The 25,906-nt window shown below is 43.4% G+C and carries 14 protein-coding genes; 10 read left to right on the forward strand and 4 right to left on the reverse strand.

Annotated features, from left to right (window positions below):
• Nucleotides 1-265 precede the first annotated feature (265 nt).
• Genes BSCG_RS23860 through BSCG_RS23850 form a run of 3 tightly spaced genes read left to right on the forward strand, consistent with a single transcriptional unit; the run spans nt 266 to nt 4,807 of the window.
• The gene (locus BSCG_RS23860; protein WP_032849308.1) at nt 266-2,485 is read left to right on the forward strand and encodes a reverse transcriptase family protein; all 2,220 of its coding nucleotides are present in this window, start codon (nt 266-268) and stop codon (nt 2,483-2,485) included.
• Nucleotides 2,463-3,107 carry a hypothetical protein gene (locus tag BSCG_RS23855; RefSeq protein ID WP_032849309.1) on the forward strand — a complete coding sequence of 215 codons (645 nt, stop codon included), beginning with the start codon at nt 2,463-2,465 and terminating at the stop codon, nt 3,105-3,107. The genes BSCG_RS23860 and BSCG_RS23855 overlap by 23 nt, the downstream gene beginning before the upstream one ends.
• Entirely contained in the window at nt 3,104-4,807 is a 1,704-nt protein-coding gene (locus BSCG_RS23850) for a response regulator (RefSeq protein WP_008774867.1), read from the forward strand. Before BSCG_RS23855 ends, BSCG_RS23850 begins: the two co-directional genes overlap by 4 nt.
• Before the next feature lie 95 nt (nt 4,808-4,902).
• On the opposite strand, the gene BSCG_RS23845 is transcribed toward BSCG_RS23850, so the two are convergent.
• Complete coding sequence (locus BSCG_RS23845) at nt 4,903-5,874, reverse strand: type I phosphomannose isomerase catalytic subunit (RefSeq protein ID WP_004313588.1); 972 nt, start codon at nt 5,872-5,874, stop codon at nt 4,903-4,905.
• 259 nt (nt 5,875-6,133) lie between these two features.
• Between BSCG_RS23845 and BSCG_RS23840 the strand changes: the two genes are divergently transcribed.
• The 3 genes from BSCG_RS23840 to galK are packed head-to-tail and all read left to right on the forward strand — an operon-like array spanning nt 6,134 to nt 9,825.
• A complete protein-coding gene (locus BSCG_RS23840; RefSeq protein WP_004307294.1) occupies nt 6,134-7,231 on the forward strand; it encodes an aldose epimerase family protein in 1,098 nt (365 codons plus the stop codon).
• Nucleotides 7,232-7,282: 51 nt separating this feature from the next.
• The gene (locus tag BSCG_RS23835) at nt 7,283-8,623 is read left to right on the forward strand and encodes an MFS transporter (RefSeq protein ID WP_008644046.1); all 1,341 of its coding nucleotides are present in this window, start codon (nt 7,283-7,285) and stop codon (nt 8,621-8,623) included.
• Between the two features lie 47 nt (nt 8,624-8,670).
• A complete protein-coding gene (gene galK / locus BSCG_RS23830) occupies nt 8,671-9,825 on the forward strand; it encodes a galactokinase (RefSeq protein ID WP_008774868.1) in 1,155 nt (384 codons plus the stop codon).
• Between the two features lie 127 nt (nt 9,826-9,952).
• On the opposite strand, the gene BSCG_RS23825 is transcribed toward galK, so the two are convergent.
• The 3 genes from BSCG_RS23825 to BSCG_RS23815 are packed head-to-tail and all read right to left on the reverse strand — an operon-like array spanning nt 9,953 to nt 14,475.
• A complete protein-coding gene (locus tag BSCG_RS23825) occupies nt 9,953-10,921 on the reverse strand; it encodes a glycoside hydrolase family 43 protein (protein WP_008774869.1) in 969 nt (322 codons plus the stop codon).
• Nucleotides 10,918-12,900: an alpha-L-arabinofuranosidase C-terminal domain-containing protein gene (locus tag BSCG_RS23820; RefSeq protein ID WP_008774870.1), complete on the reverse strand. Its 1,983-nt coding sequence runs from the start codon at nt 12,898-12,900 to the stop codon at nt 10,918-10,920. Before BSCG_RS23820 ends, BSCG_RS23825 begins: the two co-directional genes overlap by 4 nt.
• A gap of 27 nt (nt 12,901-12,927) precedes the next feature.
• The gene (locus BSCG_RS23815; RefSeq protein ID WP_008774871.1) at nt 12,928-14,475 is read right to left on the reverse strand and encodes an arabinan endo-1,5-alpha-L-arabinosidase; all 1,548 of its coding nucleotides are present in this window, start codon (nt 14,473-14,475) and stop codon (nt 12,928-12,930) included.
• Nucleotides 14,476-14,624: 149 nt separating this feature from the next.
• Between BSCG_RS23815 and BSCG_RS23810 the strand changes: the two genes are divergently transcribed.
• From BSCG_RS23810 to BSCG_RS23795, 4 genes are all read left to right on the forward strand, one after another.
• Nucleotides 14,625-18,896 (forward strand): two-component regulator propeller domain-containing protein, encoded by a 4,272-nt coding sequence (locus tag BSCG_RS23810; RefSeq protein ID WP_032849310.1) that lies wholly within the window; start codon nt 14,625-14,627, stop codon nt 18,894-18,896.
• Between the two features lie 202 nt (nt 18,897-19,098).
• Nucleotides 19,099-22,305 (forward strand): SusC/RagA family TonB-linked outer membrane protein, encoded by a 3,207-nt coding sequence (locus tag BSCG_RS23805; RefSeq protein ID WP_032849341.1) that lies wholly within the window; start codon nt 19,099-19,101, stop codon nt 22,303-22,305.
• 39 nt (nt 22,306-22,344) lie between these two features.
• Nucleotides 22,345-24,096 carry a RagB/SusD family nutrient uptake outer membrane protein gene (locus BSCG_RS23800; protein ID WP_032849311.1) on the forward strand — a complete coding sequence of 584 codons (1,752 nt, stop codon included), beginning with the start codon at nt 22,345-22,347 and terminating at the stop codon, nt 24,094-24,096.
• Nucleotides 24,097-24,128: 32 nt separating this feature from the next.
• Complete coding sequence (locus BSCG_RS23795; RefSeq protein WP_008774875.1) at nt 24,129-25,901, forward strand: bacterial Ig-like domain-containing protein; 1,773 nt, start codon at nt 24,129-24,131, stop codon at nt 25,899-25,901.
• Nucleotides 25,902-25,906 lie beyond the last annotated feature (5 nt).

A 25,906-nucleotide genomic window follows, 5' to 3' on the forward strand; every position in this document is an offset into this window, starting at 1 on the left:
ATTATTTGGTATATTATGCCATTTGGCAAGTGGCAAAAGAACGAAAAACTTTCTAATTCTTTCCTATTTCAAACGAAAATCTTATCTTTGCAGCAAGGAAAGTATGCTATTACATAAATTGAATTTAGCAAGCTGGTTAAGAAATTAACAGATCGGCTTGATGTCTTCTTCGGAAGACTATAGGTTTTATCATTTGCCGTAGTCGCAGACTGCTCTGCGTGCTCGTTTATACATAAAGAATTTTTTAGTATACTTTCCTCTATTAATGACAGAGCAAGAAATTAAGATACGTCAGCAAGTAGCTCAGTCTTTTCAAGATATAAAGACTGTTGCAGATTTGACTAAACTGATGAATGAGGTTTGGTCATACTTATGCAAAGGTGTACATAAAAGAATTCCACTAAAAGACGTGACCTATTTTAGTAATTATAAATTGGCTAAAGATGCATATTACAAGTTTTTAATTCCTAAAAAAAGCGGAAAAACACGTGAAATACAAGCACCCATAAAAGATTTAAAACGTCTGCAAATATGTCTGAACTTTATCCTGTCCAGTCTCTATCACCCTCATCCTTCCGCTAAGGGTTTTATTTTGGGACAAAACATAGGTGACGCAGCAAAACCACATGTAAGAATGCCTTATGTTTTTCATTTAGATTTAAAAGACTTTTTTACTTCTATTTCTCTTTATCGGGTAAAGGCCTGTCTTACATTACCTCCATTCAATCTGAATGGAGATAAAGAAAGAATAGCTTATTGTATTGCCAATATATGTTGTACTAATGACGGCAACAGAGCCTTCTTACCTCAAGGCGCACCGACTTCTCCCATTTTATCTAACATTGTAAGTCTGCGTCTGGATCGTAAACTTACCGGACTTGCCAAAAGATTCAGTGCTAGATATACACGCTATGCAGATGATATAACTTTTTCATCCTATCAGGACATCGCAAACAACACAGAGTTCCAGCAAGAACTAGCCAGGATCATTTCGGGACAGAACTTCCAAATTCAACCTTCCAAAACCAGAGCAGAAGGCAGAGGCTACAGACAGACTGTTTGCGGCTTAACGATCAATGAAAAGGTAAATGTCTCAAAATCGTATGTCAAAGAGATTCGGTTATATTTATATTTATGGGAACGATATGGATACGAACGCGCGCAGATGTATCTCGATTCAGATATAAAGAAAACGAAAGACAACTGTTCTGACATTCCTCAATTATCCAACTATTTAAGTGGAAAAATCCAATATATGCGGATGATAAAAGGAAATGGTGATGCTACTTATAAGACATTGCAAAATAAATTTATTTACTTATATATTCCTCAGTGGAAAGAATGGAAAAAGAATATACTCAATTTCTGTGATGCAGTACAGAACTCTAAATTAAGTATAGAAGAGCTAAATAAATGGTATAAAACAATTAGTACAAACATCAACATACACCTGCTAAAAGACACACCCCTCTATACTTCACTTACCAAAGCTCTGTCTTGTTTAACTTTAAAAGCATCTGACACTCCCACACAGACTGTCTTTAAGGAACAAATACACAATGCCACACTACTACCATCCTTTTTATATGAGAATTTCAGCAAAAACGATCCGCTCAAATTTATCACTCATATCTGGGATGGAAATGCTGACAATTGCAAATTTGAAGGATATGAGGATTTTATCCGAAAGGAACAAATTGCATTTAAAGAGATAACCGAACGTTTTAAAACAATAGATAAGAATCTTTTTTACTGTTTTTACGGTTTTCTACATAATCCCCTCAACAACAGAGGATGGGGGCAATATAAAATAAAATCCGGATGGAGTTCTTCATGGCTAAAAGCATGGTGTTCTGAACATCCGGAACGTTCTCCTTTCGATTGCCCGATTCCGGAAAATAAACGCGAAATAGCAAAAAATGTAAAATTGAACTATTTCAGTGATATCGTAGAACTATTTAAGTCTGAATTTCAGTTCAGGCTGGAGACACGTCAACTAAAGAAACTTCTGCGAGAACTAGTCAAGCAATATTTAAATTTCGATTTTCATGTTACTTTTGAACTAACAGACACCAAATTATACACAAACGTATATATGATACGTAATATTCTATCCGACATACTACATGACATGGCACAAAGGAAACAGTTTCCCAACATACTCGTAAAAGTAGAAGACCTTGGTTCTGATTATGTAGACATCTTACTTAGTCAACAAGATTCGAATTATTACGCCACTCACCAACAACTGATGCAGGAAATTGAATCAGGAGATTTTTGTGAATGGAAAAGAAAAATGATAAACTTATGCGACTGGTATGTGGAAGCACAATGTAAAGATGGAGTATTCCGCATCAAGTATTTAAATAGTATTCAATCTGATCGGACAATAGCAGAACCTTTACTTTTAGATGGAGTAAAGGGATTCACTCACCGAATCCGTATATATAAACATTATGCTTATGAAAATCCTAATTATAGATGAAAAGAAAACACGGCGGGAAGAGCTTGCTTCAATAAATAAGGAAGTAAACAACATATTGAAGAACTGTGACCAGCTTCACATCCTGACAGGGAACGAATGTGCTTCTTTTATTGAAGAAATTCGTTCCAACAAAGAGACATCCCATATTGCGAAGTATGCAATCATTTGTTGCCACCACACATTTGTGGAAAAAATAGAAGATCAGCTAAAAGAGATATGCCGGAAAAACAGTATTCCACTAATTTTCTTTTCCGGACGTTATTCCTACTCCTACATGAGTGATAATGTATTGCAACTGAGCGTCGACAAGTTTTACACACAGGCATTGCCATACATAGTGCAAGATATAAAAGCAGAAAATCCGCTGATACTTGAAAAAATAGAATTCGGAGAAGATTATGAAGTTGCCATATTAATGAACACAAGAAATAAATTGATAGAATGGCTTGAAGCTGAAGACGACACGCAGACATATTCAGAACTTGATTTAGACAGTTATGTATTAGAATTAGCCAACAATGCTTCGTTAACCGAATGTGTGCATGAAGATAAAGGGTATAATCCGACCCTATTACGCGAACAGATTAATAGTATATCCTCACTTATAAAACAAAAAATATGAAACCTGCCTTGATTTACTATAAAGAAAATGTATTTTCTCAACTTGATTATTTTCAAAACATCCGTTTAGCCACTTCTGGACACACTGTTGATGAAAGATTTTATCTGACATTCAATGACTTATCAGAAAGCTACAACAAAGAAGGAATCACAGCCATTTTCATTATGAACACATTATCTGATAATGCTATAGAATTGCAAGGACTTCAGATGGCACACTATATACGTATTATAACCAGAGGCGAAGGAGTAGGAAAGCTGCCCATTTTCTTAATTGGTTCAGAAAATATCACCGAATTATTACGTCTTTCAGATTATTCCTCCATTCTACAGACTCCGGCGGTGGAACTTTTACCTTATTCTAAAGAAAAAGTGAAAAATGTCATTGACAATATTCATACCTATAAACATCTGGAAAATTATGAAGCATATCTAAAAAAAACTCATATACCTCAACCTAATAACTATCTTTCCCATCATTCTATAACGAGCGAGTGGTCTCTCTACCAATGGTCTAAATGTCTGAATATCAAATCGGCTATAGAAAATCATATTGAAAGGAATTTATATTACAGGTATATTACATCACAACACCCCGAATCTGACGATAAAGTCACGATTGATTATCCTCCATATCCATCAGAGTCAGAGCCGGAAAAAAAGCGCATTCTTATTATTGATGATGAAGCAGATAAAGGATGGGGTGAACTTTATAAGGCATTATTTTCCCACTATTCCTGCATTGAAGTAAACACGCTGAAAGGCTTTGATTATGCATCTGACACCAAAGAGACCTTACTCCAAAAAGTAAAGGAGACGATTCTAGAAAATGCGTTTGAACCATACCATTTAGTATTACTTGACATCCGGCTACTGCAAGATGACTTTAACAAGAAAACAGACTTCTCCAGCTTTGATGTTATCAATATGTTGCAAACACTTAATAAGGGAATCCAAATTATCATCGTGACAGCCTCCAATAAGGCATGGAACCTACAATATACTTTAAACAAAAATGTATTTGCTTATATCACTAAAGAATCTATTTTTGATAAAAGTTGCTCTAAAGAAAAACTGGAAGAGTTATTAAAACAATCTGTCAATGCAATCTCTAAAAGTCATTTTCTCCAGAAAGTGGCAGAAAATGAAAAAAAGATTTTGGACAGATTAGATGATAAAACAAGCACAATAAGTGTTCCTATTAGAAAAAAGATGCTTGATAATATAAGGGAACAAATAGAAATAGCATGGATCATGTTAACAAATTACCGCTTTGATGAAAGATATCTACGATATGCTTACTTGTCATATTATCAGATTCTAGAACTTTTTGCAGAACCAAGCCCTGATATGTATATCAAAATCAAAAACAAAAAGGATATTTATTGCGAAGATATAAACGGAAATGATATTAATTGTTCTGAAAAGCTAAAAATGATATATGATAAAACCTGGAAGGGCAATTTGATCCAACAAACACAAGGTACTCATAAAGAAAAAGAGTTAGAACTGACACCATACGCGCGCATTGGTTCATGGATGTTTGCCCGTACCACAAACCGACATTTCATGACATTATTGGAATTAAACTCTACAAGAAACAACAACACCCATGGAGGAAGTAGCACTTCCAATATTGATTTGGAAAAAAGACTTCTAAAAATGATGGCTCTCATCATCGATTTCATGGATAATGCATAACATTCTACACATTTTATTGCCAATTTTTCCACTTTGCCAAATAATAAGGGACATCCTTCAAAAGAATGCCCCTTTATACTTCCTGTTTCCTAGTTTTATACGTATGTTTCCAACAATTTCACATTTCCTCCTTCAGGAGTGATTGTGATGTCTTGTGTAGTTGCAGGCAACAAAATAGATTCTCCAGCACTAACAGTCAGTTCATTGCCTTCATTGTCTCTCATCTTGCAGGATCCTTCCATACAGATAAAGATCACGAATGAATCGAGTTCGGAATAGTCGCAACTGATTTCTTCAGTCATGTCATACAGAGAAGTCGTAAAGTAGGTGCAGGCAACCAGTTCTACCGGCTCATCCTTCAACGGTTCGTATTTAGTGCGATAGTCATCCAATACTTCGTAGTTGATGGCTTCACGGGCTAAGTCGGTGTGAAGTTCGCGGGTTTTGCCATTCGCATCTTTACGGTTGAAGTCGTAAATACGATAAGTAATATCAGAGGTTTGCTGAATCTCGGCGATGAAAGAACCTGCCCCGATGCTGTGTACGCGTCCGGCAGGAAGGAAAAACACATCACCCGGATGGATCTCATATTCCTGCAATACGTCGGTAATCGTATTGTTCAACACGCGTTCTTTATATTCTTTCGGGGTAATCTGTTCAGAGAATCCTGAACGCAATTTAGCTCCTTTGTCGGCATCTACCACATACCACATCTCGGTTTTTCCCATCGAATTATGGCGTTTCTTCGCCAACTCATCTGTTGGGTGTACCTGGATTGACAAATCCTGTTTGGCGTCGATGAACTTAATGAGCAACGGAAATTTGTTGCCGAAACGGGCATAATTCGCTTCACCAACCAGTTCCTCACGATACTTTCTTACCATATCGGCTAAGGTTAAACCTTTATCCGGGCCATTAGCCACTACGGATTCATTGTCCTCAACACCGGAAATCTCCCAGCTTTCTCCTACTCCTTTCAAGTCAGAGTTCAAATGCTTGAACGGAATAATTTTGTCGCCCCCCCAAAGCGTCTGCTTCAGAATAGGTTCGAATTTTAATGGATACATTTTTGTTTTTCTTGTTATAAACTTAGATTAAATTCGCTCGGATTGTTACAATCCGGGAACAAACATACAAAAAATAGTTCAGTTTTTAAGAAAAGGAGGATGAAAATTCATTTAAGAAATCATCTTTTGTCCTTGCATCCAAAGAAGATGAAGTAATAAAGCTAAACTTTCCTAAAGCACCTGTCATATTTAGTCGGAATAATTTGTGAGTAAGAAAGAATTTCCCTTTATTTGCAGGAAATTTTTAATAATACCAGACATGAATAACACATTCCCAACAGAAGGGAATCTATCAGGACTCAGCCGGAAAGATTTCCAAAAGGATATAAATGATAAGAAAACTGATTTATTTATCCTCAAAAACACAAAGGGAATGGAAGTAGCTGTAACCAATTACGGATGCGCCATTCTTTCTATCATGGTACCGGACAAAAACGGTAAGTATGCTAATGTAATCCTCGGACACGACAGCATCGACCACGTCATCAACAGCCCGGAACCTTTCCTAAGCACTACTATCGGACGCTACGGCAACCGTATCGCGAAAGGAAAATTCACCTTGTTCGGCGAAGAACATGAACTCACGATTAACAACGGACCTAACTCTCTGCATGGTGGACCTACCGGTTTCCACGCCCGTGTTTGGGATGCTGTCCAGATTGATGAGAGCACAGTGCAATTCAACTATGTTTCTGCTGACGGCGAAGAGGGATTCCCCGGCAATCTGGAAGTGGAAATGACTTACCGCCTGGAAAATGAAGTAAATGCACTGACTATCGAATACCGCGCTACCACCGACAAAGCTACAGTCGTTAACTTGACTAACCACGGTTTCTTCAACCTCGCCGGTATTTCCAACCCTACTCCTACCGTTAACAACCACATCGTTACGATCAACGCTGATTTCTATACTCCTATCGACGAAGTTTCTATCCCTACCGGTGAAATTGCCAAAGTAGAAGGTACTCCGATGGATTTCCGTGCTCCGCACACTGTAGGCGAACGTATCGACGACAAATTCCAGCAACTGATTTTCGGTGCAGGATATGACCACTGTTATGTACTGAACAAGATGGAAAGCGGTTCGCTCGACCTGGCTGCCACTTGCAAGGACCCGGAAAGCGGACGTATCATGGAAGTATATACCACCGAAGCGGGTGTACAACTCTATACGGGCAACTGGCTCAATGGATTTGAAGGTGCACACGGAGCTACATTCCCTGCCAGAAGCGCTATCTGCTTTGAAGCACAGTGTTTCCCGGATACTCCGAACAAACCTCATTTCCCATCGGCTACCTTGCTGCCGGGTGATGAATACCAACAGATCACTGTCTACAAATTTACGGTAGAAGAATAAGATTTGAAAAATAACTAACCTAATTTTATAAACTAACATTTTTTTTGAACCATGACACAAGAAAAAAAGAACGGTAATCTCGTCGCAATTATCACGATGTTCTTCATCTTTGCGATGATCTCTTTCGTAACAAACCTCGCTGCTCCATTCGGAACAATCTGGAGAAATGAATATGCGGGTTCGAACACTTTAGGTATGATGGGAAATATGATGAACTTCCTGGCTTACCTGTTTATGGGAATTCCTGCCGGTAACATGCTCGTTAAGATCGGTTACAAGAAGACTGCTTTGATTGCAATGGCAGTCGGTTTCCTCGGTTTGTTCACACAGTATCTTTCCAGCTTATTCGGAGCAGGTGCTGAAGTATTTGCATTCGGTGAGTATGTTATCAAATTAAACTTTGTAATCTATCTGCTTGGTGCATTTATCTGCGGTTTCTGCGTTTGTATGCTTAACACAGTGGTAAACCCGATGTTGAACCTTCTCGGTGGCGGTGGTAACAAAGGTAACCAGTTGATTCAGACTGGTGGAGCTCTTAATTCTTTGTCTGGTACATTGACTCCGCTTTTCGTAGGTGCTTTGATCGGTACTGTTACTTCAAGTACTGCTATGTCTGACGTTGCTCCTCTGCTCTTCGTTGCTATGGGTGTATTCGTTGCTGCATTTATCGTTATCTCATTTGTTGCTATTCCTGAACCACACCTTCAGAAAGGTGGAGTGAAGAAAGAAAAATTCTCTCACAGTCCATGGAGCTTCCGTCACACTTTACTGGGTGTAATCGGTATCTTTATTTATGTAGGTATTGAAATTGGTATCCCGGGTACACTGAACTTCTATCTTGCCGATTCAAGCGATAAAGGTGCCGGTATCATGATGAACGGTGCTGCTATCGGTGGTGCTATCGCTGCTATCTATTGGTTGCTGATGCTTGTGGGACGTACTGCAAGTAGTGCTATCAGTGGTAAGGTTTCCAGCCGTGCACAGTTGATCGCTGTTTCTGCTACTGCTATCATTTTCGTATTGATCGCTATCTTCACTCCGAAAGATGTAACGGTTTCAATGCCGGGTTACACTGTAGGCGAAGGCTTTATGATGGCACAGGTTCCTATAAGTGCCTTGTTCCTTGTACTTTGCGGTCTTTGTACTTCTGTAATGTGGGGTGGTATCTTCAACCTTGCAGTAGAAGGCTTAGGAAAATATACAGCACAGGCTTCCGGAATCTTTATGATGATGGTTGTTGGTGGTGGTGTATTGCCGTTGATCCAACAAAGCATCTCTGACTCTGTAGGTTATATGGCTAGCTACTGGTTGATTATCGCTGCTCTGGCTTACCTGTTGTTCTACGGCTTGGTAGGTTGCAAGAATGTAAATAAGGATATTCCTGTGGAATAATCACATAGAATAGAATTCAATTTATTCACCTTTAAAATATAAATATCATGGATACAGAATACGTAAGAAGTCGATTCATTAAACACTTTGACGGAACTACTGGATTTTTATATGCTTCTCCGGGCCGTATCAACCTGATCGGTGAACACACTGACTACAACGGTGGATTCGTTTTTCCGGGAGCGGTAGACAAAGGGATGATTGCTGAAATCAAACCTAACGGTACTGACAAAGTAAAGGCTTACTCTATCGACTTGAAGGATTATGTAGAATTTGGTTTGAATGAAGAAGATGCTCCACGCGCCAGCTGGGCAAGATATATTTTCGGTGTATGCCGTGAAATGATTAAACGTGGCGTTGATGTGAAGGGATTCAATACTGCTTTCGCAGGTGATGTGCCTCTGGGTGCAGGTATGTCTTCTTCTGCCGCTTTGGAAAGTACGTATGCTTTCGCATTGAACGAACTGTTCGGTGAAAACAAAATAGATAAATTTGAATTGGCTAAAGTTGGCCAGGCTACAGAACATAACTATTGTGGTGTGAACTGCGGTATTATGGACCAGTTTGCTTCCGTATTCGGTAAAGCTGGTAGCTTGATCCGTCTGGATTGCCGTTCACTGGAGTATCAGTATTTCCCATTCCATCCGGAAGGTTATCGTCTGGTTCTGATGGATTCAGTTGTGAAACACGAATTGGCTTCTTCTGCTTATAACAAGCGTCGCCAAAGCTGTGAAGCTGCTGTTGCCGCTATCCAGAAAAAACATCCGCACGTAGAATTCCTGCGCGACTGTACAATGGCTATGCTAGAAGAAGCGAAAGCTGATATCAGCGCTGAAGACTATATGCGTGCAGAATATGTAATCGAAGAAATCCAACGTGTACTCGATGTTTGCGAGGCATTGGAAAAGGATGATTACGAAACTGTAGGTAAGAAGATGTACGAAACTCATCATGGTATGAGCAAGCTGTACGAAGTAAGCTGCGAAGAACTCGACTTCCTGAATGACTGCGCTAAAGAATACGGTGTGACTGGTTCACGCGTAATGGGTGGTGGCTTCGGTGGTTGTACAATCAATCTTGTTAAAGATGAGTTGTATGACAACTTCGTTGAAAAAACAAAAGCTGCTTTCAAAGCTAAATTCGGCAGAAGCCCGAAAGTGTATGACGTAGTAATCGGAGACGGTTCTCGTAGAATAGAATAAGAATTTATTCGTTATTAAATAAGAAGGGCGGCTTCCGTGATGGGAGCCGCCCTTACTTTTACAAATTAACAAAAATTTAAAATCTATTACCTATTGATTGAACTAACCCTATTCATTTTGATTCTTATTATTGTATGCCCTCGGTCGTCATCTGAATCCGTTTCATTGTACCATCTTCATTATAGTACAAACGGTCGATGCAAACAGAACGGCGGAAACTACCACCTGCGGTATTGATACCGCCATTGTGGTAAATGAAGTACCAGTTTCCTTTGAATTCGATGATAGCCTGATGATTGGTATTGGAATTTCCAGCAATCTCATTCAGGATACCTTTATATTCCCAGGGGCCAGTAATACTACGGCTCATTGCATAGCAGATCTTCTCCGGAAATTCAGAAGCGTAAGAGAGATAATACCAGTCTCCACGCTTATGAATCCAAGGTGCTTCGGTGAATCTCGGCAGATGTACCGGAACAATGGGACCGTCCAGTTCAATCATATTCTTTTTCAGTTTGGCGTAATAACACTGGGTGTTTCCCCAATAAAGATACGCTTGACCGTCGTCGTCTATGAAAACTGTCGGATCAATGTCATCCCACCTGATTTTGGTATATTCGGTAGTCATGTCGTTGGTGACCAATGCTGACCCACGTGCGTCCGCAAAAGGTCCTATCGGTGAATCAGAAACAGCTACGCCGATAGATTTACCGGGAATCGTGCCATGTTCTACTGTTACATACCAATAGAATTTGCCGTCCCGCTCAATCACTTGGCTTGCCCACGCTTCCCCTTTAGCCCAACTGAAATCTTTGGCTTTCAGAGGAACAGGATGTTCCGTCCATGTTTTCATATCAGGAGAGGAAAAGACACACCATTCATTCAGCAGGTAATGTTCTTTAGGCGGAGGACATTCGTCGTGTCCGGCGTAGATATATACCTTTCCGTCATATACCATAACACCCGGATCTGCTGTATATTTATATTTAATGATGGGGTTGCCGTTAGCTACGAAAGTTGTGTCATTTTGCGCTGACAGCCCGGAAAAGGCTGTCAGCACGAATGAGCAAACAATGAATCTAATCTTAGTTATCATTTCTTCTTGAATTTATAAACCGCAAAGGTGGTCGGTTCCAGTTCGGTGGTAAATACAGTGCCTTCAATGGATACCGGAGTTTCCTGAGGAGTGATGGCAAAAGGTTGTTCAAGCGTATTATCTTTATCAAGATCAAGCGAACGAAGTTTGATGCAACGACCATCAGAAAGCACATCCTGTTTTTTCAAGCCCTCAAAGTTCAATGAAATCGGTTGAGCTGTGGCGGAAGTATTAGCCACCTTTACAATCAGTTCATTCTTATCTTTGTCATAGACTGCACTGGCAAAGAGTCCGTTTTGCCCTTCAGCTCCCGTTACATTTTTCTTGTTCATGGTAAGTGGAAGTACGTTGGTTCCTTTGTTGTGTGCAAACAGTTGCTGTACATAATAGCTTGTAGTACGTACGGAATTCAAGTTATCAAACCAAATCATGTCCGGGCGCCATTGCCATCCTTCCACGTGAGCGAAAAGCGGAGCATAAGTAGCCATGTGAACAATGTCAGCGTTGCGTTCCAAGCCTGTCATGAAGGCAGCTTCGAGCAGAGCAGCATGGTAATGATTCCATTTTTTACCTTTTCCGTGGCAGGCATATTCTCCGGCAAATACTTTCGGACCTTTACGGTCATAGTTGTCATAGCGTGCACCTTGTGCCAGGAACCAACTTTCGGGACGGTAGAAATGTTCGTCAACCAGATCGGCTTTCAGACGTTTCATTTCGGGCCACAGATAATCAAACTCTTTTCCTTCGGAATTCGGACCGGAGCTACCTACTATCTTCATATCGGGATAAACCTTACGAATGGCTTTGATGAATGGTTCGAGACGTTCAGGATATTCTTTACCCCATTGTTCGTTACCGATACCAATGAATTTCAGGTTAAACGGAGCCGGATGTCCCATATCTGCACGCACTTTTCCCCAAGTCGTATTGATGTCACCATTGGCAAATTCAATCAGATCGAGTGCATCCTGAATATAGCTGTCCAGATCACAGACTGCTACATGTGCTTTCGGATCATTGTTCTGATATTGGCAGGATAACCCGCAGTTCAGGATCGGAAGAGGTTCCGCATTCATTTCTTCGGACAGCAGGAAATATTCATAGAATCCCAGTCCGTAGCTTTGGTAATAATCCGGAAAGAAACGGTGAGTAAAAGTGTATTGCCAACGATTCTCGTTCAAAGGACGGTTTTCTACCGGACCTACGGATTTCTTCCAGTCATAACGGGTATCGAGATCAGTACCTTCTACGATACAACCACCGGGAAAGCGGAAAACTCCAGGATGAATATCTGCTAAAGCCTGTGCCAAGTCTTTGCGAAGTCCATTTTCATGTCCTTTCCATGTATCTACCGGAAAAAGAGAAACATGTTCCAAATCTACAGTTCCTTTGGAGGCAAGGAAAATACGGAGCGTAGATTTAGGATTGGTAACACCCGGTTTCAGGATGACTTGATATTTTTTCCATTCTTTAGAATCAACCGTCAGATTTTCCGAGGCAAACGCCTGACGTTCTCCCATTGATTTGGTATCGACGAGTTCGATTCGTAATGTTTCTTTTGTACCGCCTTGTGGTAAACGCGCCCAAACGGAGAAACGATATTCCTCTCCTTTTTTGACGCCAATACCAAAGAAACCTTCGTTATCCAATCCGGTATGTTTATGTCCATGCCCGGGGTCGGAAAGGCGCACATAATGCGGATTGCGTTCGAAAGGGCCATCGTCCATCAATGACACTTTTCCATAGGTATTCCATCCCATTAGATGTTGTGGAAACTCAAAGGAACGATTTTTCACCAGTTCGGCATAAAGTCCGCCGTCGGCAGCATAGTTGATGTCCTCAAAAAAGAGTCCGTACATGGTAGGTTGGATTTCTGCACCCGTTTTTTTCGTCTGTATCACCAGCTCATTGGTTTGCGCATGAAGTGCCATTCCGGCAGATAAGGCTAATGCAGCCAAGATTTCTGTGTATCTTCTCATGGTTTTTAATAAAAAATTATAGATAGTTTATTTGATTCTTTTTCCCCAGACGGAACGTCCCCGGCTGTCAAGTCCTGTAAAGAGAATGGTTTCCGTTTCATTCTCCCAATCGTGTCCTGCAAAGATAATCAGATTCTCAATTATCTCTTTGTCCGATTCTATCATTAATAGCTGTTTTTCGGTCAGAAAAGACCAATTTCCATTCATTTGCACATTTTTCCATTCATCGTCCGTCATCTCCCCCGCACAAGTTCCATTCTTAGCCAAGTTGACCCGGGTGGAAAGATTCCACTCACCATCTTTCAGTTCGCCTTCTCCCCACAAGATTTGACCGGCTTCCAGTTGACGTTCATACTTAGGTTCCTGCACACGTATAATCTCCCATTCTCCTACCAGATCGGCTTCGGTGAATTCGCGTGGAGGAGTCCCCGCATATCTTTCGGGAGAAACGACCGGCCATCCATCCGGTGCAAAAAATAACTGGCGGACGTGCAATACCATCAGTTGGTTTTGTGGAGAAAGACGTCCCTGATGTGCCATAAAATAGTTTCCCTGTCCGTCGGTGAATACTCCGCAATGTGCAGTGCCCGCCCAGCCGGGATGATTCTCAAAGCGATAGGGAGCGGTCAGTATCGGGAAGTTGTTCGTAGTGTCCTTTTCGGCTTTGCCGAAATAGTCGGTAAACGGTCCCTCGGCAGCATCGGAACGGCTGACACGTACATTGTAGGTCGTCATCAACGGGTCGTATGAAGTGAAGAGATAGTACTTCTTCAGGTCAGGGTTATAGATGATTTCCGGTGCTTCCAGATTGTCTTTACGATAGTTGGCACGGCGGGCTACCAGATGTCCCAAGTCGCCTTCATTGAGAGCCAGCCCTGTTTCCGGATTCAACTCCACGCAGTAGAGTCCACCAAAGAAAGAGCCGTAGTGCATCCACCATTTTCCGGTGATTTCATCGGCTATCACACTGGGATCGATGGCATTCATGGCAGTGGAATCATTGGTTTTGACAATACTGCCTATTTGTGTCCAAGGACCTTCGGGGGAGTTGGATTCAGCAAGTCCGATATACGAAGTCTTGCGTCCGAAAGCGGAGACACAATAGTAGAGACGGTATTTGTCTTTGTAGGGAATGATATAGGGGGCCCAGATATTGGTTGCTCCTTTTCCATCGGCATGTTTCCGCACCCACTGCACAGCTTCTTCCGGAATTTCGGGAAATGCCCATCCCAGAAACTCCCAGTGTACGAGGTCTTTGGAACGACGCATCTGAATGTATCCCAAGGGCACCCCCTTTTCTTCGGCTTCCTTTCGGTTTTCACCGAAGATGGCGTCGGTAGAATACATATAATAATAGTCGCCCAGCTTTCGGCAGGACGGGTCGTGTACGTTGTATGTTCCCCATTGGAGGTAATCTTCCATTTTGGCTACTGACAAATAATTATCATCCCAAGGATTCGCGGATGGGATCGGGCTAAACACAGCAGAGGTGCAGCTTGTCAACAAGCTACCGGCTACAAAAAAAAGGGGCATAAACAAGTTTTTCATAACATTAATGATTAGTTTGTCAATCATGCCACAAAAATACGCCCCGTTTCCCCCATTGAAGGTGGACATACGAACATGATTGGTGGATAATCCGATAACCTGCTAAAAAGAAGCCCTCTTCCGCTTTTGCGATTTGAGATTATCTTTTAACTTTGCTACTATTAATACGTACAAATATGAAAAGACACCTACTCACACTCCTTATTATATATAGCGTTTTGCTTTTTGCCGGATGGAAGAGCGTGCATGCACAGGAACGATTTGCAGATCGATACAACATCACTTACGTGACAATGAACGAGGGGTTGCCTCATAATTTCATCGACGATTTATATAAAGACAGTCGCGGATTCTTGTGGATTTCCACTGCCGGAGGCGGAGTGTCACGCTACGACGGTTATGAGTTTGTGAATTACAATCCCAACACTCCCTATTGCAAATTGAAGAGTAATTTTATTATTAATGTATGCGAAGATTCAGCTCAACGTCTTTGGATGGTATCTGAAGGAGGAACGGATATCATTGACCTAACGACCTTGAAACCGACCGTACCGGGGGATGCCAAAGGGGTATTGAAAAACATTTTGAATCAGCCGGCTGCGCACGTCATGAAAGATTCGAAAGGTTGCATCTGGCTGCATTGTGCCAATAAACTCAACCGTATTGTATTTAATGAAGAAGGAGATGTAAAAATGATCTCCACTCTCGATCCAGTTGTCTTGAACGGGCCGAATATCGCACTTCAGGATATTGACGAAGACGGTAAAATTTGGGCAGGAATTAATGGTGAAATACTTAAAGTGGATTGGGACTCACAGGGAAAACTGACAGCTACCCCAATCGCCGAATGTCTGAAATTCGAGCCTGGAACTTATATTTCCGATTTTCTTATGAAGGAAAACGAGGTATGGATTTCCACGGACCGGGGACTGTTCCGATATAATAAAAACGGGAACATCGTTAAACGATACGAACACGCCCCCAATAACCCACGTTCGCTTTCACAAAATTACCTGACCGACCTGTCTATAACCAATGACAAACAATTGATTATAGCCACCTTACGCGGTGTGAACATCTATAATCCAATGACGGACGACTTTGAGTGTATCGCATCCGGTGATCTTCAATATGGAAGTTCAAATCTGCTAAACAGTAATTTTATCAATTGCATACTGTCTGAGGAAGATCATATCTGGTTCGGAACCGAAACCGGTGGTATCAACATGCTGAGTCCACGACGATTGTCGATACGGAATTATCTACACAACAAGGAAAACCCGTCGAGTTTGTCTTACAATCCGGTGAATGCCATTTACGAAGACAAGTACGGCACTTTATGGATAGGAACTGTGGAAGGCGGGCTGAACCGGAAAGAGCATGGCAGCGAAAAGTTTACTCATTTCACCCGTGACCATGGTGGACTAAGCCATAATTCCGTCAGTGCGTTAACAGCCGATCCGGACGATCATCTCTGGATAGGAACCTGGGGTGGAGGCATCAACCTTCTCGACCTGAAAGCTCCCCGACAAGTGCTGAAAGTCATTTCTTCCCAAACAAGCAATGGATTTCCAATCGACTTTGTGGGTTCGCTGACATACGATCCTATTAATAAAGGTATATGGATTGGCGCCAATCAAGGGCTTTACTTTTACGAACCGGAAACCGGGACAATCAGTGCTCCTCTGGCAGACAGAGTGGCGGAGAGTATTCATGGCTGCATCGGTTCTATTATTGATAAAGAAGGAAAACTTTGGATTGGATGTCTGGAAGGGGTATATATCATCGACCTTCATTCCCGTTCGGCTACAGGAGAGTTCGAATACAGGCATTTGAACTACAAACTGAACGATCCCAACTCTCGTCTGATTGAAAAAATCACCTGTTTTTATGAGACAAAGGATGGCACACTCTGGCTGGGAAGTAGCGGATATGGCATTTACAGACGGACTACCAACGAACAGGGAAAGGAAATTTTCATATCTTACAGCACTCCTCAAGGATTGCCTAACAGTAGTGTGCGTGGAATATTAGAAGATGGCAACGGCTATCTGTGGATTGGCACCAATAATGGTCTTTCCTGCTATCAGCCGGAGGAGAATCGGTTTATCAATTATACTTTGCAGGATGGGTTGATCGACACTCAGTTTTACTGGAACGCTTCTTGCCGTTCGGCACAAGGTTTACTGTATTTCGGAAGTGTTGGCGGACTGGTAGCTATCGAGAACAATCGTCCTGCTATTTCTCTTCCTGCCGCCAAGGTCCGCTTCACACGCCTGCGGATCGGCAATGAGGAGATATTGCCGGAAAGCGAATATTTGCCCAAAGACATTGCTATCACTACGGAGCTACGGCTACACGAGAAGGAAAAATCGTTTTCACTGGAGTTTTCGGCACTCAATTTTGAGCCGAGTAATACGGCAACTTACAGTTACCGGCTGCTCGGATTTGATGATAAATGGGTGCAAGTGTCCGGCAACCGCCGTTTTGCCAGTTATACCAATTTACCTCCGGGCGACTACACGCTGCAAGTGAAATATACTCCCGACAGAGAAAATGAAGGGGAAAATGTGACGGAGCTGAATATTACAATTGTTCCTTACTTTTACAAAACAGCTTGGTTCATTCTGCTGATTATCATCCTCGTGCTAGTAAGCGTATGGCAATTCTATCAATGGAGAATCCGCACGCTGAAACGGCAGAAGGAATATCTGCACTGCACGGTGGAAGAACGCACTCATGAACTGGAGCAGCAGAAGCATCTATTGGAGAATCAGACGGAAGAACTTTCACGCCAGAACCAGATGCTGACCCAGCAGAATGAGAAGATTACGAGACAGAAAGCGCAGCTGATCCGAATGTCGCGTAAAGTGCAGGAGCTTACGCTTGATAAGATCTCGTTTTTCACCAATATCACGCATGAATTCCGTACGCCAATTACGTTGATTATCGGACCTATCGAGCGGGCATTGAAGTTGAGTTATAATCCGCAGGTGATTGAACAACTTCATTTTGTTGAGCGCAATTCGAAGTATCTGTTGTCATTGGTCAATCAGTTAATGGACTTCCGTAAGGTAGAATCGGGCAAGCTGGAGATTGTCAAAACACGGGGGAATTTTCTAAAATTCATTGATTCGTTAATCACTCCTTTCGAGGTGTTTGCGGGAGAAAGGAATATCGTGCTGAAAAGGTATTACAGGATGGAGACACCAGAGATTCTGTATGATGAGGAGGCAATGCGTAAAGTGGTGACTAATCTATTGAGTAATGCTATTAAATTTACGCCGAATGGAGGAACTGTTTCGCTGTATATATCTTCCCTATCATCTGGTGAAGGTGGAAAAGAATCTTTGTATATATGTGTCGGAGATACCGGACAGGGCATCCCGGAAGAGGATCTGAACCGGATATTCAATCGTTTTTACCAATCGCAAAATCAGGTGAAATATCCGGTGTACGGACAGGCGGGAACCGGTATAGGCCTTTATCTCTGCAAACGAATCGTGCAGATGCACGGTGGGGAAATCAAGGTGCGCAACAAACGCCTTTCAGGTTGTTCGTTCCGCCTTCTCCTCCCCTTGCAACGGGAAGAAGAAAAAGACGACAAGCTGATAATCATTGATTCTAACGATTCTTCGATTCATGCTACGTCCACTTCCGAAACTCCTAAAGAGAAAGAGGCTTTGACGATTCTAGTGGTAGAAGATAATGTGGATATGCGAGGATATATCCGTTCCATCCTCCATGAACATTATAATGTATTGGAAGCGGCGAACGGAGAAGAGGCATTGCATATTCTAAACAGCAATCCGGTAGACTTTATCATCAGTGACTTGATGATGCCGGTGATGGACGGTATCGAACTTTCCCGTCGGGTGAAAGACGCTTTCGCCATTTCACACATTCCTTTCCTGATGTTAACTGCCAAAACTTCACAAGAGGCCCGTTTGGAAAGCTATCGTATGGGAGTGGATGAATATTTATTGAAACCTTTTGATGAAACATTGCTATTGACACGTATTCAGAATATCTTGGAAAACCGGAAACGCTATCAGCGCAAATTCACGCTCAACATGGATGTGGATGTGCTGAATATGGAGGAAGAATCGGGTGATAAGAAGTTTCTGAATCAGGTGATGGAGGTGATCAAGGAGAATTATAAGAATTCTTATTTTGAGGTCAGTGATTTCAGTGAAGCTGTAGGGGTGAGCAAAAGTTTACTGAATAAAAAGTTGCAAAGTCTCATCGGACAATCTGCCGGACAGTTTATCCGGAATTACCGATTGAATATAGCACGCGAACTGATTCTGAAGAATCGGGAAACAAAGAATATGAATATTGCGGAAATAGCTTATGAAGTAGGGTTCAACGATCCTAAATACTTCACCAGGTGCTTCACCAAATACTTTAATACGACACCGAGTTCACTGCTTAACAAGGAAGAATAGTTTTACCTAAAAACAATAATTCTGCATAATAAGCTGTATTTTTTACACTTAAAACTTTTTATCCACCTCTAAAATACGTTTGTCCACCCTCATTTACAATCAATGCCATACTTTTGTCATGCAATCGGTGCTCAATCCTTCGGGAGAGCACCATGCATTTAAAGTTTAATCTAATATTAATATTATGAAGAATGACAAGAAAATGGCTGTCGTATCGTGCATAGCATTGCTTAGTATGTGTGCCTTTGGCGGCATGGTGGTGTATCCTACACCTGCAATGGCTATCGTGGCACAATCTCCGACTATCAAGGTTCGTGGTCAAGTGATCGACGAACAAGGTGAACCCATGCCAGGGGCTACCGTCAAGATTAAAGGTGGACCAGGCGGAACCGTTACCGATTTGGACGGAAACTTTCAACTGGAGGTTCCCGGAAACACTATCCTTCTGATTAGCTATGTGGGCTTCAAGGAACGTGAAGTGGCTGTTCGCAATCGTGCCATTATTGAAAGCATCCAGTTGCAAGCCGATAATAAGATGCTTGATCAAGTGGTTGTCGTGGGTTACGGCACACAAAAGAAATCCGACCTAACCGGTTCTGTTGCCGTAGTAGATGCGGAAGCCTTGAAACAGACATCAAACTCCAACATCTCCACCATGCTCGAAGGTAAGGTTTCCGGCGTGCAAATCACCTCCGACGGACAACCCGGAGCCGATCCTACCGTTCGCATCCGTGGTGTCGGTTCTTTCGGCGACACCTCTCCTCTTTATGTTATCGACGGTGTCCCCATGGGAACTTCCATCCGAGATTTCTCTTCAAACGATATTGAAACCATCCAAGTGCTGAAGGATGCTTCGGCTGCTGCCATCTACGGTTCGCGCGCTGCTAATGGTGTGATTATTATCACCACCAAACGCGGACAAAAAGACCAACCTCTGAAAGTGGATTACAATGGATACTTCGGTGTGGATAATATTCCTAAGGATGTCTATGATGTAATGAATGCTGACCAGTACAGCCAGTACCTCGGTCAGGCGGCTGCAAACTCCAACACTCCGTTGCCAACGGGATACAAACTTGACAGCCAAACCGGAAAATACCATTTCCAAGATGACACCAACACCAACTGGTTTGACGAAGTATTCAAAACGGGGATCCGTCAAAACCACAATGTGAACCTCTCCGGAGGTGGTGCCCATAACACCTATAATATATCATTAGACTATTTCAACCAAAAAGGAACTCTCGAAGGTGCCGGCCCTAACTACGAACGTTACACAGCACGTGTCAACAATACCATGGAGACTAAGTTCATAAAATTCCAGACCAGCCTTGTTTACTCTCATTCCGACCAGGACAACATGGGCTTGTCAAATGCTTCCGAATACGTTCAAGGTTTGTATGGCGACGTAACCAATGTGCTGCGCGGCACCTTGATGATGCAGCCCACCATTAAGGCATATGATTCTTCTACATGGGTACTTGATAACCTGGTGGGAATCGCCAACAACTTTAATTATGACGCTTACGGCTATGGCGTATACTACGATACCGTGCATGGTGATATCTCCGCTTCCAACCCGTTGCTGGTAAATAACCTGCTGCAACGCAACACCCGCGTGGATCGCTTCGTGGGAACCGGATCTGCCGATGTGGATATCCTCAAGATGATTGGAGTTGATAACAAAAATCATAAGCTCAACTATAAAGTCAACCTCTCTTACAGCAAAACCCATTGCAAGGACTTTACTTGGATTCCCGCATGGGTGCAGAGTAACCGTGTGTACTTGTCCAAAAGCAACGAACGACTCACCAAAGGGTCGCGCGACTATTCAGATGCTTTGATAGAGAACGTGATTACTTACGATGGCACGATAGGCAAGCACCACATCAACGTATTGGCAGGCCAGACTTATGAAGAAGAAGACACCGACCTGCTGACCGGATGGGGAATCAACTTCACCGAACCTTATTTCCTACAGCTCCAGAATGCTTCCGACACGTATTCTGAAAGCTACGAATACAAACATTCCATCCTTTCTTACATCGGTCGTATCAATTACAATTATGATGACAGATACTTATTCTCGGCAACAGTGCGCCGGGACGGCAGCTCGCGCCTGACCAGAAATATCCGTTGGGGAACTTTCCCCTCCGTCTCTGTGGGTTGGCGCTTCGACAAGGAAAAATTCTTCCCCTTCGACCAAAATGTCGTAAACCTGTTCAAGGTTCGTGCCAGCTATGGTGAGCTCGGCAACGAGAATATAGGTGAGTATATGTATCAGGCTGTCATGTCGCGCAACAACATGACTTACAATTTCAACGGTAACGTGGTGACCGGTTCTGCTGTTTCCACTTTCGTGGACAATAACTTGGCATGGGAGAAAAAGAAAACCTACAACGTGGGTATCGACCTCGCCTTATTCAACAATCGCTTGGAGTTCACAGCCGAATGGTACAAGAATACCAGCGAAGACCTGTTGTATGCTGTACCTGTTCCCGAACAAGCCGGTGTATCTAATACCACTGTTACTATGAATGCCGCCTCAATGAACAACTCCGGTTTTGAGTTCTCGGCTACCTACCGCAACCGCGATCGTGACTTCAAATATGAACTTTCGGCCAACCTCAGCACATTGCGCAACCGTGTGACTTCGTTAGGCTTTGGTACCGACTCTTACATCTCCGGAGCATACATCACCAATGTAGGCCAGGAAATAGGTCAGTTCTATGGCTGGGCATATGAGGGTATTGTCCGCACGCAAGAAGACTTGGACAATCACGCTACTCAAGAGGGTGCCCGGATTGGCGACTGCCTCTATAAGGACGTAAGCGGACCGGACGGTAAACCCGACGGTAAAATAGACGCCAACGACCAAGTGGTGCTGGGCAGCGGTATGCCTAAGATACATTTCGGTCTCAATGCCCGTTTTGAGTACAAGCGCTTTGACCTGAGTATTGCTACCTTCGGTGCGCTGAACTATCACGTCAGTGACGACATCTACAACTCACTTAACTCTTGCTACGGCTGGGGAAACAAAGAGGTGGGTATGCTCGATGCTAACCGCTTTAGCGAAGACGGCAGCACTTACCTTTCCAACGTGCCACGCACCTACGTCACCAACAGTGCCAGCTTGGGTTGGAACGACCTCTTCAGTTCACGCAAGATTCAGAACGCAGCCTACTGGAAGATTGCCAATGTAGAGTTGGGTTACAACTTCCCTAACGAGTGGTTCGGTAAATATGTATCTGATGTACGTTTCTATGTGTCAGCACAGAATCTCCACACATTCACCGGCTATCACGGTTATAATGTAGACTATGCGGGAGGTACTTTCACCCCGGGATACAACTTCTGTTCTTATCCTACTGCACGCACTTTCATGTGTGGTGTTCACTTTACATTCTAATCGTTACTATCTAGTACCTAAATACTAAAAACATATTTTATGAAACTATATAAATATTCACTTGCTCTCATTTTGGGATTTAGCACGCTGGTTTCTTGCAGTGACAAAATGGATCTGTTGAATCCTAACCAGCAAACCTCAAGTACTTTCGGCTTTAATGCCGATGATTTGGAGGAAAGCGTGATTGCTGCCTACAACCACATCCGTATGGAGGGTTCCTATGCCCGTGTAGGCTACACCATCGACGTGTGCCGTGGCGATGAAGCCTGGAACTCTTCACAAGTGTGGTACATGCCTTTCGATGACCTTAACGCAGAAGTTACCTCGGACATCACGTGGTGGCCTTGGCGGGAGTGGTACTACACCATCAACGTGTGCAACTTCGCCATTTCCCGTTGCGGTGAGGACAACAGCCAACTTTCTAATAAAATGAAACGCATCAAAGGACAAGTGCTTTTCCTACGCGGCCTGTCGTACTACAATCTGGTTGGTTATTATCAGAATCCGCCCCTCATCACAGATTATGCCACCTATTCTTCGTTGGACGGACTTTATACCTCCAACAGCACCTACGATGCCGTACTAGACCAGGTGGAAAAAGATTTCCACGAGGCGATGGAATTGCTTCCTTCCCGTGATGAAGGTGGCGAATGGGCAGGAGGACGTGCCACCTGTGGCGCTGCGGCAGGCTATTATGCCCGCGCCCTCATGATGCGCCAAAAATACAGCGATGCACTCACGGTGCTGAAAGACATCATCGGCAAGAAATACGGCACCTATCGACTGATGCTCAACTATGGTGATAACTTCCGCGAAGGTTCGGCATACGAGAACAATGCGGAAAGCCTCTTCGAAGTGCAGTATCTTGACTATGGTTCGCAAGGCACCGATGACGAGTGGACTCCGGTAAATACAAGTCCTAATGCCACACAAGGATCGGCCATTGAGAGCAACTTTGGTCCCGGTAACTATGGCGGTTGGGCCGACATCTCGGCTTCGCCCTGGCTCTATCAACTCTTCAAAAGTGAACGTACTATCAATGGCAAACTCGACCCAAGACTCTATTGGACCATCGGAACCTACGAAAACGACTGGGCGAATTTCGAGTATGGCAATGTAGCTTATACGCACAAACTTACAGCCACCGACAATATGGTGACCAACAACACTTACGGTGGTCTGCCGATCGCCAAATTCACGAATCTCCGTACCGGTCTGTACAGCACCATCGTTACAGGCTTGCACGATGGTATCAACCTGCGCCTGATGCGCTATTCAGATGTGCTGCTCCGCGCTGCCGAGTGCGAGAATGAAGTCAATGGTCCCACACAGCAGGCTATCGACTGGATTAACGAAGTGCGCAATCGAGCTGATTTGCCCGACTTGGAACTTTCCGACTTCAACACGGCTGACAAACTCTTTGAGCAGATTGCCAACGTAGAGCGTCCCAAAGAATTCGGATGCGAATTCGGCCGAGGCTTCGACCTCATCCGCTGGGGCTTCTTCTATGACAGCGGCCGCTTGCTGCAACTCAAGGAACACGGCACGGTACGTCGCTCTACAACGGGAGTAAAGAATCCTGTGAGCTACAGCGATGTAGCAAACGATCCCGAACTGAAGAGCACTTTCGATACCTACATATCGGGACACGAATTCCTGCCCATTGTGCAGCAGTTGATGAACAACAACCCGAATCTGAAAGGCAACTCCGCCAACTATAGTTCAGATAATTCCACTTATTTCCGGGAAAGCGGATGTAAAGTGCGTCCGGTTGTTAATTTAAGCAAGTAAACAAACTTAGAGACCTATTAAATTTCAAGACAATGAGAATACTAAAAAAGATAGCATACGCTTGCTGTTCCGTAACCTTTGGATTACTGACACTGACAGGCTGCACGGATGGCAAACTTTATGAGGTAGACGCCCCCGACTGGATTTCTGATAAGATACAGGAAATTGAGGATTCGAAGAAACAACCGGAAGATGAAGAACTTGAGGGTATGCAGGAAGATGTGTACACCATCGGTAATACGGATTTCACCTCCGGTTTCTGGAGTGCTTTCTCCAAGTATTACGTGGTACCTGATGGCGAGAAGTGGAATGCAGTGTTCAAACTCCATATCAATCCGGCCGATAACACGTATTACAAGAATTATGCCATTGTAGTCACCAACGATGTGGATCGTGGAGGTACAGGATACACTGAATATGGAGCTATCCGTTTTGACTTCGCAGCAGCCCTCAATTCCGAGTGGGGCACTTATATCGATAGGCAATACATCTCGAGTACGTTGATTTTCAGTCCCGACAACGACATAGATGCCAATGTGCAGAAATTAGGCGGCAAGGTGACACTTACCGTAGACCGCACCAACGAAAGCGCTTTCACCATAAAGATGACCAACGGCGAGGTGACCAAGACTTACGAGCAACCATATAAGGAAGAAAATCTGAACGCAGATGCGAGCAATACCAATATCCGCTGCTTCTTAGTTCCCGAAGGTTCTTACATCGACTTCTTGCAAACCAACATCGTCCCTATAGGCGGCCTAACATCTGCTCTAGACAAGAATCCGGTATCGATGGTACTGCAAGACGTACCCGAACTGGTCAACGTAGGTACTCCGCTCGAAGAGGCCATGGCCAATGTCTCGGCCATCGTTACCTTTGAAGAGGGAGTGACCAAAACTGTGCCGGCTGCCGAACTCACTTTCTCTGCCATCCCCGATATGGAGCAACCGGGCGTGAAAACTCTTGTGGTTATCTACAACAAGACCTTAAAGGGTGAGAATTGCGATAAGCCGATTATGGCTAATACCACCTTTGAAGTAGTGGAACAGATTGCATCCATCGAGGTGACTACCCCACCCTCGCACACGCAATACTATTATTACAGTTCGGCAGCTACTGAGAGTCTGGCGAACCGGACGATGGCCTTCGACCCGACAGGTATGGTGGTTACGGCAACTTACACCGACCAAAGTACAAGAATCATCGACAACGCAAGACTCAGCTTCTCCGCCGTTCCTGCCAAGACCGGTTCTCAGACTGTTACCATTACGGCTGGAGAAGGGATCACCGCAACGGTAGAGGTTACCGTCTCCAAATCTACAACTTCTGAAGTGAGGAACACAGCCAACATGGTAGGAACCGAAAACAACTCAACGGGCTTCGGGGCAGCTTTCTCAGACTACTTCAATATACCTATGGGAGAAACAAAGTCCATCGCCTTCACCAATTACAGCAATCTGGCTAACTACTGGAACAACTTCGTTGTAGTTCTCCGTAAAGCCAATCATATGGACGAATACGCATTTGTTCGCGCCGACAACTGGGGATCGGGCAACGGATATGGCGCCTGCGTTCACAACGGAACACAAGGCGACTTGAACACTTGGCTTGCCGGCATGAATGGAGCCAAAGTCACGGTCTACGTAACCAACTGCGGTAATGGCACCGCCGACGTTCAGGCAGTGATGGAGGGTACTACAGGTACAACTTCCACTCAATATTATTTAGGTATCAATACAGTGAACCCCGACGACCTGCACTTCGCACTGACCGTTGACGGCTGTCATCTCGTCTTCAATGAATAAGAATA

It is taken from the genome of Bacteroides sp. 2_2_4 (assembly GCF_000157055.1).
Classification (GTDB): Bacteria; Bacteroidota; Bacteroidia; order Bacteroidales; family Bacteroidaceae; genus Bacteroides; species Bacteroides ovatus.

Excerpts from the sequence above, each read along its gene's own strand:
- BSCG_RS23845 (WP_004313588.1), bottom strand. The coding sequence starts at position 5,874 with ATGTATCCATTAAAATTCGAACCTATTCTGAAGCAGACGCTTTGGGGG.
- BSCG_RS23815 (WP_008774871.1), bottom strand. The coding sequence starts at position 14,475 with ATGATTGACAAACTAATCATTAATGTTATGAAAAACTTGTTTATGCCC.
- BSCG_RS23850 (WP_008774867.1), top strand. The coding sequence starts at position 3,104 with ATGAAACCTGCCTTGATTTACTATAAAGAAAATGTATTTTCTCAACTT.
- BSCG_RS23810 (WP_032849310.1), top strand. The coding sequence starts at position 14,625 with ATGAAAAGACACCTACTCACACTCCTTATTATATATAGCGTTTTGCTT.
- BSCG_RS23795 (WP_008774875.1), top strand. The coding sequence starts at position 24,129 with ATGAGAATACTAAAAAAGATAGCATACGCTTGCTGTTCCGTAACCTTT.
- BSCG_RS23825 (WP_008774869.1), bottom strand. The coding sequence starts at position 10,921 with ATGATAACTAAGATTAGATTCATTGTTTGCTCATTCGTGCTGACAGCC.
- BSCG_RS23820 (WP_008774870.1), bottom strand. The coding sequence starts at position 12,900 with ATGAGAAGATACACAGAAATCTTGGCTGCATTAGCCTTATCTGCCGGA.
- BSCG_RS23840 (WP_004307294.1), top strand. The coding sequence starts at position 6,134 with ATGAATAACACATTCCCAACAGAAGGGAATCTATCAGGACTCAGCCGG.
- BSCG_RS23800 (WP_032849311.1), top strand. The coding sequence starts at position 22,345 with ATGAAACTATATAAATATTCACTTGCTCTCATTTTGGGATTTAGCACG.
- BSCG_RS23860 (WP_032849308.1), top strand. The coding sequence starts at position 266 with ATGACAGAGCAAGAAATTAAGATACGTCAGCAAGTAGCTCAGTCTTTT.
- BSCG_RS23805 (WP_032849341.1), top strand. The coding sequence starts at position 19,099 with ATGGCTGTCGTATCGTGCATAGCATTGCTTAGTATGTGTGCCTTTGGC.
- BSCG_RS23855 (WP_032849309.1), top strand. The coding sequence starts at position 2,463 with ATGAAAATCCTAATTATAGATGAAAAGAAAACACGGCGGGAAGAGCTT.
- BSCG_RS23835 (WP_008644046.1), top strand. The coding sequence starts at position 7,283 with ATGACACAAGAAAAAAAGAACGGTAATCTCGTCGCAATTATCACGATG.
- galK (WP_008774868.1), top strand. The coding sequence starts at position 8,671 with ATGGATACAGAATACGTAAGAAGTCGATTCATTAAACACTTTGACGGA.